This is a genomic window from Butyrivibrio sp. INlla14 (genome assembly GCF_900102515.1).
GTDB lineage: Bacteria > Bacillota > Clostridia > Lachnospirales > Lachnospiraceae > Butyrivibrio.
Genome location: NZ_FMVS01000018.1, coordinates 32,131 through 50,200, shown reverse-complemented (window position 1 = coordinate 50,200; position 18,070 = coordinate 32,131). Strand labels below are relative to the sequence as shown.

The 18,070-nt window shown below is 42.0% G+C and carries 12 protein-coding genes; 9 read left to right on the top strand and 3 right to left on the bottom strand.

The window, feature by feature from the left end; translation table 11 throughout:
• Positions 1–72: 72 nt before the first annotated feature.
• Positions 73–243: a DUF362 domain-containing protein gene (locus tag BLO53_RS12315; protein WP_092062085.1), complete on the bottom strand. Its 171-nt coding sequence runs from the start codon at positions 241–243 to the stop codon at positions 73–75.
• Between the two features lie 422 nt (positions 244–665).
• Here BLO53_RS12315 and nifJ point away from each other — a divergent pair, with 422 nt between their 5' ends.
• Entirely contained in the window at positions 666–4,196 is a 3,531-nt protein-coding gene (gene nifJ, locus BLO53_RS12310; protein WP_092062082.1) for a pyruvate:ferredoxin (flavodoxin) oxidoreductase, read from the top strand.
• A 116-nt stretch (positions 4,197–4,312) separates the two neighbouring features.
• On the opposite strand, the gene BLO53_RS12305 is transcribed toward nifJ, so the two are convergent.
• On the bottom strand, positions 4,313–5,110 hold the full coding sequence (locus tag BLO53_RS12305; protein ID WP_092062079.1) for an adaptor protein MecA: 798 nt from the start codon (positions 5,108–5,110) through the stop codon (positions 4,313–4,315).
• A 754-nt stretch (positions 5,111–5,864) separates the two neighbouring features.
• Here BLO53_RS12305 and BLO53_RS12300 point away from each other — a divergent pair.
• From BLO53_RS12300 to BLO53_RS12275, 6 genes are all read left to right on the top strand, one after another.
• A complete protein-coding gene (locus BLO53_RS12300) occupies positions 5,865–7,580 on the top strand; it encodes a glycosyl hydrolase family 18 protein (RefSeq protein ID WP_092062076.1) in 1,716 nt (571 codons plus the stop codon).
• 3 nt (positions 7,581–7,583) lie between these two features.
• The gene (locus BLO53_RS12295) at positions 7,584–8,642 is read left to right on the top strand and encodes an L-threonylcarbamoyladenylate synthase (RefSeq protein ID WP_092062073.1); all 1,059 of its coding nucleotides are present in this window, start codon (positions 7,584–7,586) and stop codon (positions 8,640–8,642) included.
• Positions 8,643–8,685: 43 nt separating this feature from the next.
• Complete coding sequence (rpiB, locus tag BLO53_RS12290; RefSeq protein ID WP_092062070.1) at positions 8,686–9,123, top strand: ribose 5-phosphate isomerase B; 438 nt, start codon at positions 8,686–8,688, stop codon at positions 9,121–9,123.
• A 62-nt stretch (positions 9,124–9,185) separates the two neighbouring features.
• On the top strand, positions 9,186–9,815 hold the full coding sequence (upp, locus tag BLO53_RS12285) for a uracil phosphoribosyltransferase (RefSeq protein WP_026489963.1): 630 nt from the start codon (positions 9,186–9,188) through the stop codon (positions 9,813–9,815).
• Between the two features lie 264 nt (positions 9,816–10,079).
• On the top strand, positions 10,080–10,562 hold the full coding sequence (locus BLO53_RS12280) for a deoxycytidylate deaminase (protein WP_026489962.1): 483 nt from the start codon (positions 10,080–10,082) through the stop codon (positions 10,560–10,562).
• Positions 10,563–10,569: 7 nt separating this feature from the next.
• Complete coding sequence (locus BLO53_RS12275; RefSeq protein WP_092062067.1) at positions 10,570–11,769, top strand: cell wall hydrolase; 1,200 nt, start codon at positions 10,570–10,572, stop codon at positions 11,767–11,769.
• Between the two features lies 1 nt (position 11,770).
• Here BLO53_RS12275 and BLO53_RS12270 read toward each other — a convergent pair whose 3' ends face one another.
• Positions 11,771–12,259 carry a DUF402 domain-containing protein gene (locus BLO53_RS12270; protein WP_092062063.1) on the bottom strand — a complete coding sequence of 163 codons (489 nt, stop codon included), beginning with the start codon at positions 12,257–12,259 and terminating at the stop codon, positions 11,771–11,773.
• Positions 12,260–12,340: 81 nt separating this feature from the next.
• Between BLO53_RS12270 and BLO53_RS12265 the strand changes: the two genes are divergently transcribed.
• Both BLO53_RS12265 and BLO53_RS12260 read left to right on the top strand, forming a co-directional pair.
• Positions 12,341–14,905, top strand: coding sequence for a hypothetical protein (locus tag BLO53_RS12265; RefSeq protein WP_092062060.1), 2,565 nt, complete (start codon positions 12,341–12,343; stop codon positions 14,903–14,905).
• Positions 14,906–18,040: a glycoside hydrolase family 2 TIM barrel-domain containing protein gene (locus tag BLO53_RS12260; RefSeq protein WP_092062058.1), complete on the top strand. Its 3,135-nt coding sequence runs from the start codon at positions 14,906–14,908 to the stop codon at positions 18,038–18,040.
• Positions 18,041–18,070: the final 30 nt, after the last annotated feature.

Genomic DNA, 18,070 nt, shown 5'->3' with positions numbered 1-18,070 from the left:
CAAAAAATAAAAAAAGTGCAGTTATTCGAGCAAGCTCGAAACTGCACTTTTTATTATTTTTGTCGCTTGGTCTCAACCCTGTGAGATAGCAGATACAGGACACTGAGCTGCGCATGAACCGCAATCGATACATGTGTTAGCGTCGATCTCGTACTGAGAATCTCCCTGAGAAATAGCTGAAACAGGGCACTGAGCAGCGCAAGAACCGCAGCTGATGCAACCATCACTAATAACGTATGCCATAATAAAATCTCCTTCCATCAAATAGAATGCCTAAAATTGTAACAAATATAAGCTGGTGTAGCCGGCACCAACCTTTGATACATGATAATGATAATATAACAAAACCCAATGTGCAATACTCTTAACGAAAACTTTTATCAGATGAAATGATTAAATAAATATAAATAAACTGACAATAGGGATGAAACCGGTAAATGTAAACGCTTACACAAATTGTCGTCAAACCCTTGTAAACATTGACATCAGTATGGATTTGATGATACTATTGAATACGGCAGAATACGAGTGAAATATCCGTCACATCTTGTTTTCTTGGGAGGGAAATAGTGTGAACGGAATTTTTGCGCGGTTTCTTAGGTTTTCTATACAACTTAATATAAAAGCCAAAATAATCCAAAAATTTAAAGGTAGGAGGAATTGAAATGGCAAGAAACATGAAAACCATGGACGGTAACGAAGCAGCCGCATATGCATCATATGCGTTTACTGAAGTTGCTGCTATGTACCCAATCACACCTTCATCTGTTATGCCTGAGCATGTAGATGAATGGGCAACAGCCGGAAAGAAGAACATTTTCGGCCGTACAGTACAGATTACAGAGATGCAGTCTGAGGCTGGTGCAGCAGGCGCTGTACACGGATCACTTGTAGTAGGTGCTCTTACATCTACTTACACAGCTTCACAGGGACTTCTTCTTATGATCCCTGATATCTACAAGGTTGCAGGTGAGAGACTCCCTGGAGTATTTAACGTTTCCGCTCGTTGCGTAGCTTCACACGCTCTTAACATCTTCGGTGATCATTCAGATGTTTATGCTTGCCGTCAGACAGGTGCTGCAATGCTTTGCGATTCTAGCGTACAGGAAGTTATGGACTTAACACCTGTTGCATACTGCGCAGCAATCGAGGGAAGAATTCCTTTCATTAACTTCTTTGATGGATTCCGTACATCACACGAAATTCAGAAGATCGAGGTTTGGGACTACAAGGATCTCGACGAGATGGTTAACCATGAAGCAATCGATGCTTTCAAGGCTAGCGCTCTTAATCCTAACCACCCATGCCAGATGGGCTCAGCTCAGAACCCTGATATCTTCTTCCAGACAAGAGAAGCTTGTAACACAGGTTACAACGAGCTTCCTGAAATTGTTCAGAAGTACATGGACAAGGTTAATGCTAAGATTGGTACAGACTACAAGCTCTTCAACTACTACGGCGATCCTAACGCAGAGGTAGTTATCGTAGCTATGGGTTCTGTAAACGATACAATTGAAGAGACTATCGATTACCTTGAGAAGCAGGGCAAGAAGGTTGGTGTTGTAAAGGTTCGTCTTTACAGACCATTCTCAGCTAAGGCTCTCGTTGATGCAATCCCTGCATCAGTTAAGAGAATCGAAGTTCTTGATAGAACAAAAGAGCCTGGTTCATATCGTGAGCCACTTGCTCTTGATGTTATCGCAGCTCTTAAGGGAACAAAGTTCGAGTCAGTTCCTGTATTCTGCGGACGTTATGGTCTTGGTTCTAAGGATACAACACCTGCACAGATCGTTGCTGTATTCGAGAACGACAAGAAGGAAGAGTTCACAATTGGTATCGAGGATGATGTAACAAATCTTTCACTTGATGCTGGTGCTCCACTTGTTACAACTCCAGAGGGAACAACAAACTGTAAGTTCTGGGGTCTTGGTGCTGACGGTACTGTTGGTGCTAACAAGAACTCTATCAAGATCATTGGTGATAACACAGACATGTATGCTCAGGCATACTTTGATTATGACTCTAAGAAGTCTGGTGGTGTTACAATGTCTCACCTTAGATTTGGTAAGAAGCCTATCAAGTCAACTTACCTCATCAAGAAGGCTGACTTCGTAGCTTGCCACAATCCTTCATATATCCGCAAGTTCAACATGGTTCAGGAACTTGTTGATGGAGGTTCATTCCTTCTTAACTGCCCATGGACAGTTGATCAGCTCGAGGCTGAGATCCCTGGACAGGTTAAGAAATTCATGTACGATCACAAGATCAACTTCTACATCATGAACGGTTCTAAGATCGGTGTTGAGGTTGGAATGGGACCTACTAGAATTAATACAATTCTTCAGTCAGCATTCTTCAACATCACAAAGATCATTCCTGAAGCTGATGCTATCAAGTTCATGAAGGACGCAGCTCAGAAGACATACGGCCGTAAGGGTGAAGATGTTGTTAAGAAGAACTGGGATGCTATCGATGCTGGTGCAGATCCTAAGAACCTCATCAAGGTTGAGATTCCAGAGAGCTGGAAGGATGCCAAGGACGAAGGTCTTGACTTCAAGACAGCTACAGGATCAAGAAAAGACGTTGTTGATTTCGTTAACAACATCCAGACAAAGGTTAACGCTCAGGAAGGTAATACTCTTAAGGTATCAGATGTACTTCCTTATGTTGCTGGTGATACACCTTCAGGATCAGCTGCATTCGAGAAGAGAGGTATTGCTGTAAACGTTCCAGCTTGGGATGCTACAACATGTATCGGATGTGGATTCTGTTCACTTGTATGTCCTCACGCAGCTATCCGTACAATAGCTATGACAGATGACGAGATCGCTAAGGCTCCAGAAGGACTTCAGACAAAGCCACTTGCAGGAATGGACGGATACAAGTATTCAGTTGTTATTTCTGCTCTTGACTGTACAGGTTGCGGATCTTGCGCAAATGTATGTCCTGGTAACAACAAGGGCGAGACACTTAAGATGGGTGCTATCGCAGCTAACAAGGACGAGCAGAAGTACTTCGATTATGCAGTTACACTTCCTATCAAGGAAGATGTTGTTGCTAAGTTTGGCGAAGCTTCAATCAAGGGCTCACAGTTCAAGCAGCCACTCCTTGAGTTCTCAGGCGCTTGCGCAGGTTGTGGTGAGACACCTTATGTTAAACTTGTTACTCAGCTCTTTGGTGACAGAATGTACGTTGCAAACGCTACAGGATGTACATCAATCTGGGGTAACTCTTCACCTTCAACACCTTACACAGTAAATGCTCAGGGCCGTGGTCCAGCTTGGGATAACTCACTGTTCGAGGATAACGCTGAGTTTGGTATGGGTATGGTACTTGCTCAGAACGCACTCCGTGATGCTATCAAGGAGAAGGTAGAAGAAATCGTAGCTGCAGGCGGTTCTGCTAAGGACGCTGCTCAGAAGTGGCTTGATACATTCAACGTTGGTTCTGAGAACACAGCTGCTACAGATGCTCTTGTTAAGGCACTTGAAGGCGACAACTCAGACGCTGCCAAGTATGTTCTTAAGAATAAAGACTTTGCTGCTAAGAAGTCACAGTGGATCTTCGGTGGTGACGGATGGGCATTCGATATCGGATTTGGTGGTCTTGACCACGTACTTGCTTCCGGCAAGGATGTTAACGTTCTCGTTGTAAACACTGAGGTTTACTCAAATACAGGTGGACAGTCATCTAAGGCTACTCCTACAGGTGCTGTTGCACAGTTCGCTGCAGGCGGTAAAGAGATCAAGCAGAAAGACCTTGCTTCTATCGCAATGAGCTATGGCTATGTATATGTTGCACAGATCGCTATGGGTGCAAATATGCAGCAGACAATCAATGCAATCAAAGAGGCTGAGGCTTATCCAGGACCTTCACTTATCATCGCTTATGCTCCATGTATCAACCAGGGACTTAAGGCTGGTATGAACAAGGTTATGGACGAAGAGAAGAAGGCTGTTGCTACAGGATACTGGGATATGTTCAGATTCAATCCTCAGGCAGAGAACAAGTTCACACTTGATTCTAAGCCAGCTACAGAAGACTTCCAGAGCTTCCTTGATGGTGAGGTTAGATACCTTTCACTTAAGCTCAAGAATCCTGAGAGAGCAGCTAAGCTTAATGCTGCTGCTGCAGAGCATGCTAAGGAGCACAGAGCTTACCTTGAGAAACTTGTTTCTCTCTATGGCAAGAACTAATTCTAACTGATTGTTAGAACGAATAAAGAAATTTAGGGCGGTCCGCTTTGGACCGCCCTTTTTCTATAAAAAATAAAAAAACAGGAGACAAATTGTCTCCTGCCTGTAGATGCATATTAAATTCTGGAAAGTGCCTGTACTGCATTGTCCTTGACCAGAGTAGTGTAGTGCTCTGCAAGATACTGCTCTTCAGCAGTAGAACCAACCTCAGTCTTACCATATTCTGTAAGAAGAGAGCAGATATTTGCAAATACATTATCTTCCAGATTGCCCTGGTGAAGTATCAGATAAAACTTACCATTTACTTCATTCTTGTACAGGGTATTGATACCATCGAATTTCCTACTTACGATAGCAGCGAATCTAGTAACCTCGTGAAGTGAATCAAATGAGAAGATTCTGGAACCCTTTCTTCCCGGAGTTTCCTTCTTCTTGGGGTTAGTAGTTTTTTCCTTAAGCTTCTTTGAATCTGAAAAAGGACTGCTCATTGCTGACTCAAGAGAGTCATTCAAATTGCTGCGCTGGAGTCTCTTGAAAAGACCCATTACATCCTCGTCCTCGTCGTCCTCCTCGTATTCCTCATCTTCATCGTAGTCGTATTCATCTTCTTCATCTTCCTCATGAACTGAAGGAGCAAAGTTGGAAAAACGAGTGTCCAACTCTTCCGGATCGTCTACCTTGGTGATGACAAGAACAATACATTCAGAGTTGATGGGAATTGCCTCGATCATAAGAGGAGTATCCTCAGCATCAAAGCCATATTGTAAATTCGCTTGCTGCATCATGTCCTGGAAAAGCTCTTTAGCCTTATCAGTTCCATATGCAAGCTCTGTAATCTTAAGGTCGCGCTTCGCAAGGTCATCTTTGGTAAGTGTGCATCTAATTTGATGATCATTGACTTTTTCAATTTTCATGATGCTTACCTCCTGACTTTGGAATACATAGATACTAATTTAAACGGTATTCTATGTCAATACATGTATCGTCATATTTTATAAAAAAATTAAATTTGATACAAGCTACCAGAGGTTTATGCGTATGATGGTTAATAAAGAAACGAATATTTGATATACATAAAATCTTAAGAAATTTCGATGGTAAATCTTAAGAATTTCCTGATATTATATTTTTTGTGAGGCGCCTGCCCCAGATTATAGTCCGGGAAGGAGGCGAGCTTTCAGAAACAAAATCGGTTTTTTCTTTAATTCATTGTTCCACATGATTGTGGAATGTCTTACTAAGATTTTTCGGTTTAAGTTTCTTAAATTAATTTCACAACAAATAACGCATAGACAATTTGTAGTATTTTCCTAATACTATTATACCATATTTGGTGCGACGACACGCATCAAAAGACATGGACTTGGATTGTGGCGCCTCATAATATTAATATACGTCAAAAGAAAAAGTGTCATCAAAGCACATTTTGGAGAATTTATCACATGTATAGAACCTTTTGGTTCCAAAGATGACACAATTTCGAGTTATAAAAGTGGGTAAAAACTATCAACTTCAAGTAATTGCATTAATACAGTTTTTCAAGAATATATTTGAGAGGACCCCGCCTTGACATATACAGCTTGCAGCAGTGTTTTTCACCAGTACTTTGATAATGACGTAAACTTAATAGTCTGTTATAATAAAGGGCGATTGTAAAGGAGCTAGAACATGAAAAAGAAAGTGATTCCGGCGATTATTATAATCGCCCTTATTTTTATTATAGGAGGAATTTATGCTGGGCAGATTCTCTATCAGCATTATTCCTATAGCACTGAACGTGCAGATTTAGACAGCTATTTTGATATAAAAGATGATACAGACGTTGCTATTATTCTGGGCAATGAGAGGATAGAAGAGAGGGCCTATCTTATAGATGGCCATTATTATATGGATTTTGCTTCTGTTCAGAAATATTTAAATGACAGATTTTACTATGGAATAGCAGACAATACATTATTCTATACTACAGCAACTAAGGTCTTCATGTCAGAGGTGGGAACTTCAACCTGGACAGATTCCAATGGGGAATCCGCAGATGAGGGATATGTAATATCCAGAACAACTCAGAATAATGGAGAAGAAATCCTTATTGTGGCACTTGATTACATCAAAAAGTACACAAATTTCTTTTACGAAGGATTTACAGAGCCTAACCACATGCAGCTTACAACAAGCTGGGATGATGAGACAGTAGCTACTATTAATAAGAATACAGAGCTTAGATTAAGAGGCGGTGTTAAGAGCGAAATTCTGGAAGATTTATCCAAGGGAGATGAGGTAGTTGTCCTGGAGGAACTGGAGAACTGGAGTAAGGTCAAGACAGCTGACTCTTACATAGGATATGTAGAGAATAAGAGACTTTCAGATGTAGCATCTAAGAGTCCTATTCCGGTTACTGACTATGTTCCGGAGGAGTACACCAGTATCAGGAGAGATCACAAGATCAACCTTGGCTTCCACAATATAGGAGGAGCTGCTGGTAATGATACCTTTTCATCCTATGTTGCAGGAACTAAGAGCCTTAACGTTATTTCTCCAACATGGTACAAGCTTAATTCCAGCAATGGAGATATTGCATCAATTGGCTCAACCGCTTATACTAGAGCTGCCCATGAGAAGGGAATAGAAGTATGGGCTCTTGTGGATAATTTTACAGGTTCAGGAGAATTTTCCACATCGGAGTTTTTATCGCACTATTCCAGCAGAAAAAATGCGATTGACCAGCTTATGAGCCTGGCTGCCCAGCATGAGGTTGACGGCATTAATCTTGACTTTGAAACTATCAGTTCAGAAGATGGTCAGTCATATGTTGAGTTTGTAAGAGAACTATCTATCGCATGCAGACAAAATGGCCTTGTTTATTCAATAGACAACTATGTTCCCATGAATTTCAATGATCACTACAAAATTGGAGAGCAGGGCATAGTTGCAGACTACGTCATTATTATGGGATATGACGAGCACTATGCCGGATCTGCTGAGGCAGGAAGTGTAGCATCTCTTAGCTATGTGGAAAATGGACTTTTGAACACTGTGGCCAAGGTTGATCCATCCAAGGTTATCAATGCAGTTCCTTTCTATACCAGAATTTGGCATACTTCAAATGGAACTCTTTCTAGTGAGGCGGTGTCAATGAAGGTAGCAAACGACTATGTCGCCAATCACAGCATTAGTCTGACCTGGGATGCAGAAGCTGGCCAGAACTATGGCGAATATACAGGAGCAGATGGAACCATTAACCAGATATGGGTTGAGGATGCCGCTTCAATCGGTCAGAAAATCGATGCTATGAAGGCTCAGAACATAGCTGGTATTGCAGAGTGGTCTCTTGGAATGGAAACATCAGATGTTTGGGATGTAATTTCAGCGTATATCGAGGGATAAGAAGTGGAAACAGAAGTAGTAGTAATAGAAGAAAAAAATATAGATGAAAAGGCCAGGGACAATCTTAAAAGAGCTGGTAAGATCATAAGGGATGGCGGACTTGTAGCTTTCCCGACAGAAACTGTTTACGGTCTTGGAGGCGATGCATTAAATCCAATGTCTTCCAAGAAAATATATGCAGCCAAGGGAAGACCATCCGATAACCCACTTATTGTGCATGTTGCAAATATGGATGATCTGGCGGCTATTGTGCAAGAGGTGCCGGATGCAGCAAGGAAGCTTGCTGACGCGTTTTGGCCAGGTCCTCTGACAATGATCATGAATAAAAACGAAAAGGTGCCTTATGAAACAACAGGCGGCCTTGATACAGTGGCAATCAGAATGCCCAATAACGAAATAGCCCTTGAACTTATCAGACAGTCAGGAGGCTATATAGCAGCTCCTTCCGCCAATACATCAGGAAGACCCAGTCCTACAGTTGCAAGATACTGTGTTGAGGATCTTTCAGGCAAGATAGAAATGATAATAGATGGCGGACAAGTAGGAATTGGCCTTGAATCAACTATTGTTGATCTTACAAGTCAGGTTCCCATGATCCTTCGTCCTGGATACATCACAGCTAAGATGCTTGAGGATGTACTAGGAGAGATCAGTATTGACAAGACCATTATTGACAGCTCATCAACAGAGCGTCCCAAGGCTCCTGGCATGAAATACAGGCATTATGCTCCTAAGGGAGATCTTATGATCGTCCAGGGAAGTCAATCGCAGGTGGTAGACTATATAAACGGCAAGACTAAAGAGGCAGAGGCTTCTGGCAAGCGAGTTGGCGTAATTGCTACAGATGAAACGAAATCTCTTTATCAGGCACATATAGTAAAAAGCGTTGGGAACAGAGAAGATGAGAGCACAATAGCCCATGAACTCTTTAAGGTTTTAAGAGAGTTTGATGATGAGAATGTGGATGTTATGTTCTCAGAAAGCTTTGATGATAGTGGTATTGGCCAGGCAATCATGAATAGGTTATTAAAAGCAGCAGGGCATCACATCATAGTATTGTGATTGCCTTTTTTGCGGTATAATTATAAAGTGTGAGGTGAATAAAATGATAGCATTAGCAAGTGATCACGGCGGATTCGAACTTAAGGAATCAGTCAAGAAGCATCTACAGGAAAGAGGTCTTGAATTTAAGGACTTTGGAACCTATGACCTTAATTCCTGCGATTATCCAGATTTTGGAGCACAGGCAGCAAGAGCAGTAGCTGATGGCCAGTGTGAAAAAGGCATCGTGATCTGCACAACAGGAATCGGCATTTCAATCGTAGCCAATAAGATAAAGGGCATAAGATGTGCCCTTTGCTCAGAAGTATCAACAGCAAGACTTACAAGAGAGCACAATGATGCTAACGTTCTTGCTATGGGCGGCGGATTTGTAGGACCTGTTCTTGCCAACGAGATTGTTGATACATTCCTTGATACACCATTTTCAGGGCTTGAGAAGCATAGCCGCAGAATTTCAAAGATTTCGGAACTTGAGAAATAATCTCAGAACAAACATTAGCACATAAATAAAAATTCAAATATAGAGCGTTTTAGGAGGACAGTATGGCAAAAGTAGTTATTATGGAACATCCACTTATTCAGCACAAGATAGGATACATCAGAAGGATTGATACAGGTACAAAGGATTTCAGAGACACTATCAGCGAGATAGCAACACTTATCTGTTATGAAGCTACAAGAGATCTTCAGCTTCAGGATGTAGAGATTGAGACCCCTATCTGCAAGACAACTGTAAAAGAGCTTAAGGGCAGAAAACTCTGTGTAGTACCTATTTTAAGAGCTGGTCTTGGAATGGTAGACGGAATGCTTGCACTTATCCCAGCTGCCAAGGTAGGTCATATCGGACTTTACAGAGACCCTGAAACACTTAAGCCTGTTGAGTATTACTGCAAGATGCCAGCAGACGTTGCTGATAGAGAAATTTTCGTTGTTGATCCTATGCTGGCTACAGGTGGTTCATCTATCGCTGCTATCCAGATGCTCAAGGACAGAGGTTGCAAGCACATCCACTTCCTGTGCATTATCGCAGCACCAGAGGGACTTAAGGCTATGCAGGAGGCACATCCTGACGTAGATATCTATGTAGGATCACTTGACGAGCAGCTCAACGACCACGGCTACATCGTACCAGGTCTCGGAGACGCCGGTGATAGAATCTTCGGAACAAAATAAGGATTCAAGGTTACAAATATACATGCTTGCATGTATATATTTGTAACTTTGAAGACAAAACATCGATGAGGAAAAAAGACATACGAATGGAATGAGTATGTCGATTTCCGAATTGATGTAGCATGTTGAGAGCGAAGCGGAGACATGCGTATTTTGTTCACAACGCGGAGCAATCCGTATATCACGGAGCATATTAATGCGTATTTTGTTCACAACACGGAGCAATCCGTATATCACGGAGTATATAATCACAACGGAGGACATATGAAAAGAGAAGACTATATATCCTGGGATGAATATTTTATGGGAGTTGCCAAGCTTGCTGCCATGAGATCCAAGGACCCCAACACTCAGGTTGGAAGTTGCATCGTGAGTGAAGACAACAACATACTCTCTATGGGATATAATGGCTTTCCTAAGGGCTGTTCTGATGAAGAGTTTCCATGGGAAAGGGATGGCGAGGACGAACTTTCCACCAAGTATCCTTTTGTGACACATAGTGAGCTCAATGCGATCCTCAATTACAGAGGTGGAAGCCTTGTAGGTGCCAAGATATATGTATCTCTTTTCCCTTGTAATGAGTGTGCCAAGGCCATAATCCAGGCCGGAATCCGCACCGTTGTGTATGATAGCGACAAATATGGCACCTCAGCCAGCACCAGAGCATCCAAGAAAATGTTCGATGCGGCAGGAGTCAGATATTATCAGTACCAGCCTAGTGGCAGAAATATTAAGATAACAATTTGATCAGACTATGAAAAATGTGGGGGAACTAGGAATAAACTCAATATTTAGGAAGTCATCAAGGCGTTCTATAGCGCTTTTGTGTGCCTTTGTTATATGCTTTTTATCTGTTCCGGTTGTTACAGTAAATGCTACGGAATCCACCAGGAAACAGCTGGAGGAGGCCAAGGAGAAAAAGAAACAATCCGAAAGTGACTTAAATGACACCAAGGACAACATAGCTGAAATGAATGAGGAGAAATCCTCGCTTCAGGGTCAATTAAATACTCTGAACACTCAGCTGACAGAAGTAAGTAATAACCTGGAGAACCTGGAAGAACAGATTGATAACAAAGAAACAGAAATAGAGAACACTCTTGCAGAACTGGAAGTTGCCAGAAAAACTGAGGAAACTCAGTATGCTTCCATGAAAAAGAGAGTGCAGTTCATTTATGAAAAGCAGAATTTTGTCCTTATCGAGATGCTCTTTGGATCGGGAAGTTTTGCAGATTTCCTCAATCAGAATAATTATATTGAGCAGCTCTCAGCCTATGACAGAAAGATGTTTCTTAAATACATCGAGACCAGAAAGAGCATAGAGGCTAAGGAAGCAACTCTGGAAGAGGAAAAGAAACAACTTGATGAGTATAAGGTTCAGGCACAGGCTGAACAGAGCAGAGTTTCAGGCCTTGTTAATCAGACATCAGGCAGTATCAAGCAGTATGCCAATGATATTTCTGATGCAGAAGCCAAGGCACAGGCCTTGGAAGACCAGATAAAGGCTCAGGACGCCGATATCAAGAGTCTTGAAGCCAAGCTTGCAGAAGAAATGCGTCTGTCCAAGCTTGCAGCATCCTCCTCCTGGAGAAACATTTCTGAGGTTACATTTGCCGAGGGTGATAGATATCTTTTGGCGAATCTTATTTATTGTGAGGCGGGTTCTGAGCCCTATGAGGGAAAGGTCGCTGTTGGTGCAGTAGTTATCAACAGAGTCTTAAGTTCAGTGTATCCAGATACAGTTGTGGGAGTAATATACCAGAACAAGCAGTTTTCACCCGTGGGAAGTGGAAGACTTGCTCTTGCACTTGCAGAAGGCAAGGCAACAGCATCCTGCTATCAGGCTGCTGATGAAGCAATGAGTGGATATTCAAATGTAGGAAACTGCGTATACTTTAGAACCCCGGTTCCGGGACTTACTGGAATCAATATAGGTGGACATGTATTTTATTAAATCAAAGGCCCTTGGCGATAAGCTCTTCTATGGGCTCTGCCAGTTGTAATATGCCGTGTTCGTACAGATCATTAAGGAGCTTGTTCAGTGAGAGCAGGCTCTTTTTAAGAAGAGTCTCATCTATAAGCCCTTTTTCGAAGGCCTCTGAGAGCTCATCCAGGTCCACTACGCGTTGACGGCCATCGGGATATATTTTTACATCAGCAAGAAGATCAATTACGAGCAGGGAATTTTTCTCAGGATCATATTCTGAGGTGATGATATCGCAGTACCAGCACAAAAGAGAGCCATCGGCTTTTAGGAATTTGCTGACCTTAACACCGCGATCAAGATAATAGCAGGAATAACCGCTAGACAGATCACATCTGTCATGAAGAGTTTTCCACTTGGTTATGATTATTTTATCGTTACATTCCAGGATTACATCGTCCTTTAGCTGGACACATTCATCTGGAATGAATCGTCTGCGGTACAAGATTGGATGCTCCATATTAACTCCTTTGTGAGAAAACAGTAAACAACCTAAATTGTATTATCAAAATCTTACTATTATTCAAATTGAAAGTCAATTATGCAGGGAAAATCAGTTAAACTAACCATTATTAAAATAATATACGCTATATTGGTCTTTGTTATCGCTATTTTTGTCATTAGCAGGCTTTCAGGCGATGATAATGCTGATATGACAGCACAGATGTCTGAGGCAACTCTGCCTACAGTGTCTTTCCTTAGCAATTACAAGGAGATAAATCCGCTTCATGGCTATACAGATGAAATGGACATCAGCCATTTGAGGGGAACGATCCTCCCTATCGGAAGTAACAGAGACGTAACTTTTAAGATACGAACCTATGGAAGAAATATTACAAATCTTCGCTTTGAGGTCAGGAATATAGATGGCGTGGGACTTGTAGAGAATACAAATCTTCAGGACTACAAGGAAAGCGCTGATGCAATTACAGGCTCCTTCCAGCTAAAGGACCTGATAACTTCAGGAAAAGAGTACATGCTGGTAATGCTCATGGACACAGAGAGCGGAACTGCCAGATACTATAGCAGAATCGTGTGGACAGGCGATGAGAGTAGATATCACATGGACGACGAGATAGATTTTGTAAGAAACTTCTCAAATGCTACCTTTGACAAAGAAATAGCTTCAGAGTACTCAAAATACCTTGAATCCAATTCTGAGGGTGATAACACCTCTTTTAACAAAGTAAATATTCACAGCAGCTTTAACCAGGTAACCTGGGGAGATCTCGACATTACCGAGCACACAGAACCAGATATATACGTCACAGATATCCATGGCCAGACAGGCAGTTTTTATCTGCAGTATAGGGTTAATATCAAGGAAGGTGCTGTTAACAAGAGCTATAATGTGTGCGAAGCCTACAGGGTAAGATACACTTCAGACAGAATTTATCTTCTCAATTTTGAGAGGACTATGAATTACATTTTTGACACCAATGCTTTTTCAATAACCAAGAATGTTATTGGACTTAGCATTTCAGACCCGGAATTGCAGCTTGTTGAGAGTAGCAGTGGTAGTGCTTTTGCCTTTGTCAGCGAGAACAGGCTTTATATGCTCAACAATTCAGAAAACAAGCTGGCATATCTCTTTGGCTTTTATGATGACAAGAACGATGATATCAGAACCAGATGGGATCGCAATACCATAAAAATCCTTAGAGTTGATGAAGCAGGAAATGTTAAATTTGCAGTTGCCGGTTATATGAACCGGGGAGCACATGAAGGCCAGGTTGGAATTGCTGTTTACGACTATAATGCCAGCATTAATGCCGTTGAAGAGCAGGCTTTTATAAAGAGTACAAGTGACCCACAGATTCTCATGGAATATGTGGAAACAATAGTGTATGCCAATACCAGTGATGTCTTTTATGTAATGCTGGATCAGAACATTTATGCCATAGATTTAAATGACAGAACCTGGACTATGGTTGTGGATGGAATTGGCGCAGGTGAGTACAAGATTTCCGAGTCCATGAGTACAATTGCATGGCAGAGCGATGATCTAAAGAGCCTTAAGATGATGAATCTTGGAACCAAGACTATTTCTGAGGTTGCTGCAGATGATGGAGACTTTATACGTGTTCTTGGATTTATGGGAGAGGACATGGTATTTGGTCTTGCTCATGAGTCAGATGTTCTGATGGATCAGATGGGCAATCCTGTTTATGCTATGTACAACATAAAGATTCAGGACGGAGATGGAAATATATTAGAGAACTATCATCCGGAAGGAATCTATGTCACAGATGTTTCTATAAGTGACAATCAGATCAGGATGACCAGAGTTGTCAAGGAAGAGGAATCAGGCAAGTATGTCAGCACCTATGACGACCAGATCATGAGCACACTTAAGGCTGAAAGTGGCAGCAACGTGGTTTCTGTAGTTTCTGTTGATATATATGAAAAGATAGTTCAGATAGCTGCCAAGAGCGAGATAAAGACCAAGCAGATACGAGTCTTGACTCCGGCCCAGACATTATTTGAGGGAGACAGGAACGTAGTAATAGAGTCAGAGAGAGACCAGAGCGAGAAGCCATTTTACTATGTATATGGCCTCATGGGACTAAATGGAGTATACAGTGATCCTGCAGATGCTGTAAATGTTGCTTATGCGGCGCCTGCAGTAGTAGTTGGAGATGATAACAGATATGTATGGTACAAGGGAAATCTGCTTAGATCCAACCAGATCATGTCTATAACAAGAACAGCCGAGAACTATGAGAATATGACCTCCGAGGATCCTGTAGCTGTCTGCCTGAATCTTATCCTTACTTTTGAGGGAGTGAACAGAAATGTTCAAACTCTTTTACAGGCAGGAGAAGGCGCTGGACAGATACTTGCTTCGTCTCTTCCGGATGCAAGGATACTGGATCTTGATGGATGTCCTATGTCAGCTATGCTCTATTATGTTAATCAGGATATTCCGGTTATGGCTATGATGAACGATGGAAGCGCTGTTCTCATCATAGGATTTAATGATCTTAACACTGTTCTTATGAATCCTGAGACAGGAACAGTTTATAAATACGGAATGAATGACTCAGAAAAGCTTTTTGAGGAAAATGGTAACCATTTCATTACCTATATTACGGAGGAAGACTAAATGAAGGAATTTGAGTACAAAAAGATTGCTGATCCTGAATTTTTTAAGGATAATGTACTTCCAGCGCATGGCGATTTTGTGAGCTTTGCCACTGAGGACGAGCTTTCAGAGGGGGACACATCCCTTAGAATATCTTTAAATGGATTATGGAAATTCCACTATGCCAAGAATTACAGAGCAGTAGTTCCTGGATTTGAAAAAGAGGAATATGACTGCGATTTTTGGGATGACATCCGTGTTCCAGCACATATGCAGATGGAAGGCTATGATATCCCGGCATATATCAACGTTCAGTATCCATGGGATGGTCACGAGAAAATAGAGCTTGGCCAGGTTCCGGAGGAGTTTAATCCAGTAGGAAGTTATGTTAAGTATTTTAATCTTCCTGCCAACTGGTATGGACAGAATGTTCATGTAGTTTTTGATGGAGTTGAGAGCGGCTATGCCCTCTGGCTTAATGGCCAGTATGTGGGATATAGCGAGGATACCTTTACTCCTTCTGAGTTTGACCTTACACCTTACCTCAAGGAAGGCCTTAATAAACTTGCTGTACAGGTATTTAAGTGGACCTCATCAAGCTGGATGGAGGACCAGGATTTCTTTAGATTCTCTGGAATATATAGAAATGTATTTCTGCAGCTTATTCCCGCTGCTCACCTTGAAGATGTCAAGATCAGAACTCTTTTAAACGACGACTTTTCAGAAGCGGACCTTGAATTGACATTTAAAACTCAGGGAACTGGAAATGTTGAGTATACTCTGTACCGCAATAATCATCAGGTAGTAAAGGGCAGTGCAGTAATTGGAGATGAGGCCAACTCTGACGGCCCGGTTGTATCACTTAATGTGGTAAAAGAGAAAGTGTATAACCCGGTACTCTGGAGTGCTGAGGATCCGCAGCTTTACCAGCTTATCATCAAAATGGTGGATAAAGAGGGCAATGTTCAGGAAGTAGTGAGCCAGAATGTTGGATTTAGACGCTTTGAGATGAAGGATGGCCTTATGCTCATTAATGGCAAGAGAATTGTCTTTAAGGGAGTTAACCGTCACGAATTCTCCTGCAATACAGGAAGGGTGGTATCCTACGAGGAAACTCGTGCTGATATCATCAACATGAAGAGAAACAATATAAATGCCATCAGAACCAGCCATTATCAGAACTCTGCAGCTATTTATGAGCTCTGTGACATCTATGGCCTTTACATGATCGCAGAAAACAACATGGAGACTCATGGCAGCTGGTCACATCTTGGAGATGAGCCTGCTATTCCATATGCAATCCCAGGCAGCAGGGAGAATTGCATGGAAGTGATGCTGGACAGGGTTAATTCTACCTATCAGCTTGATAAAAATCACCCATCAGTCCTGATATGGTCTATTGGTAATGAGTCCCACGGTGGAAAAGTGCCCTATGAAATGTCACAGCTATTTAGAAAGCTCGATACAGACAGACTTGTGCACTATGAGGGAGTCTGCCACGACAGAACATACAACGATACAAGTGACATGGAGAGCCAGATGTACCCTCCTGTAACAGCTATAGAGAAGTTCCTGTCTGAGCACCCAGAGAAACCATTTATCTGTTGTGAGTACACCCATGCCATGGCAAATTCCTGTGGAGCAATGTTCAAATACACTGATCTTGCAGACAGGGAACCACGCTACCAGGGCGGATTTATATGGGATTATGTAGATCAGTCCATTAGGAAAAAGAACCGATTCGGCGAAGATTTCCAGGCTTACGGTGGAGACCATGGCGAGAGACCAACAGACTACAACTTTAGCGGAAACGGAATTGTAGATGGTCAGAGAAAGTCCTATGCCAAGATGCAGGATGTTAAATTCAACTACCAGAACATCAGAGTTTTGGTGGATATGGATAAGGTTAAGATAATAAACAACTCTCTTTTCACAGCTACAAGCGAGTATGACTGCTTTGTTATATTAGAAAGAGATGGAGTAAAAATCTTGGAAAAGCGCATGGCAACAGATGTTGCTCCTCTTTCTGAAAAAGAGTACGAGCTTCCGGAAGCTATCAGAGCAAAAATGTCAGTCATGGGAGTAGCTCCATTCGACGAAAATGGCCCATTCCCACTTGATGAGTATTGTGTAACAGTCTCATTCAGGCTTCGCGATGATACAATTTGGGCAGAGAGAGGTCATGAAGTTGCTTTTGGTCAGGGAGTCTTCAAGACAGCAGCTTCTACCTGCATAGCCTGTGGAGAACTCAAAGTCATTAAGGGCGACTACAACATCGGAGTTAAAGGTAATCACTTCTCTGTACTTTTTAACCGTGATAAAGGGAATATTACATCTTACCGTTATGGAGGAAGAGAACTTATTGAGTCAATTCCAAAGCCAAACTTCTGGAGAGCACCTGTAGACAATGACCGAGGCAACAATATGCCTGCAAGATATGCCCAGTGGAAAATAGCAAGCCTTTATTCCAGTCCGTTCCCTATTATTGAGGACAGCACAGGTTATGTAAATGGCAGCTGGGATGACAGAAAAATATATCCTATTATTCAGGAGGATGAGTGCAGCGTTTCAATTACCTTCAAGCACTACCTTCCTACAACACCTGCATCCAGCGTACTTTTGACCTACAATGTTACAGGTGATGGCAGAGTATGGATAAAAGAGGAATATGAGCCAGTAGAAGGTCTTACTCCGATGCCTGAGTTTGGAATGATGTTCAAGTTCAACGCAGACTTTGACAGAGTTATATTCTACGGTAATGGTCCTGAGGAAAACTATGTTGACAGAAATAAGGGCGCTAAGCTTGGAATTTATGAGTACAAGGTAGAGGACGCTATGGAGAGTTACATCCGCCCTCAGGAAACAGGTAACAGAACCGGCGTGCGCTGGGCTAAGCTTGTAGACTACAAGGGAAGAGGCTTATTATTCGAAGCACCTGATACCATGAACTTTAGTGCACTTCCATATACTCCTGATGAGCTGGAGGCAGCAGAACATCCATTTGAACTTCCTCGCTTCTGCAAGAGCGTTGTTCGCTGCAGTGCAATGCAGATGGGTATTGCAGGAGATGACACCTGGGGATCCAAGACCCATCCGGAATTCCTCCTTCCAAAGGATGAAAAACTCACATTTGTTATGAGCTTTAAGGGAATCTGATAATTTAAAAAAAGATGTAGGAGAGGCAGA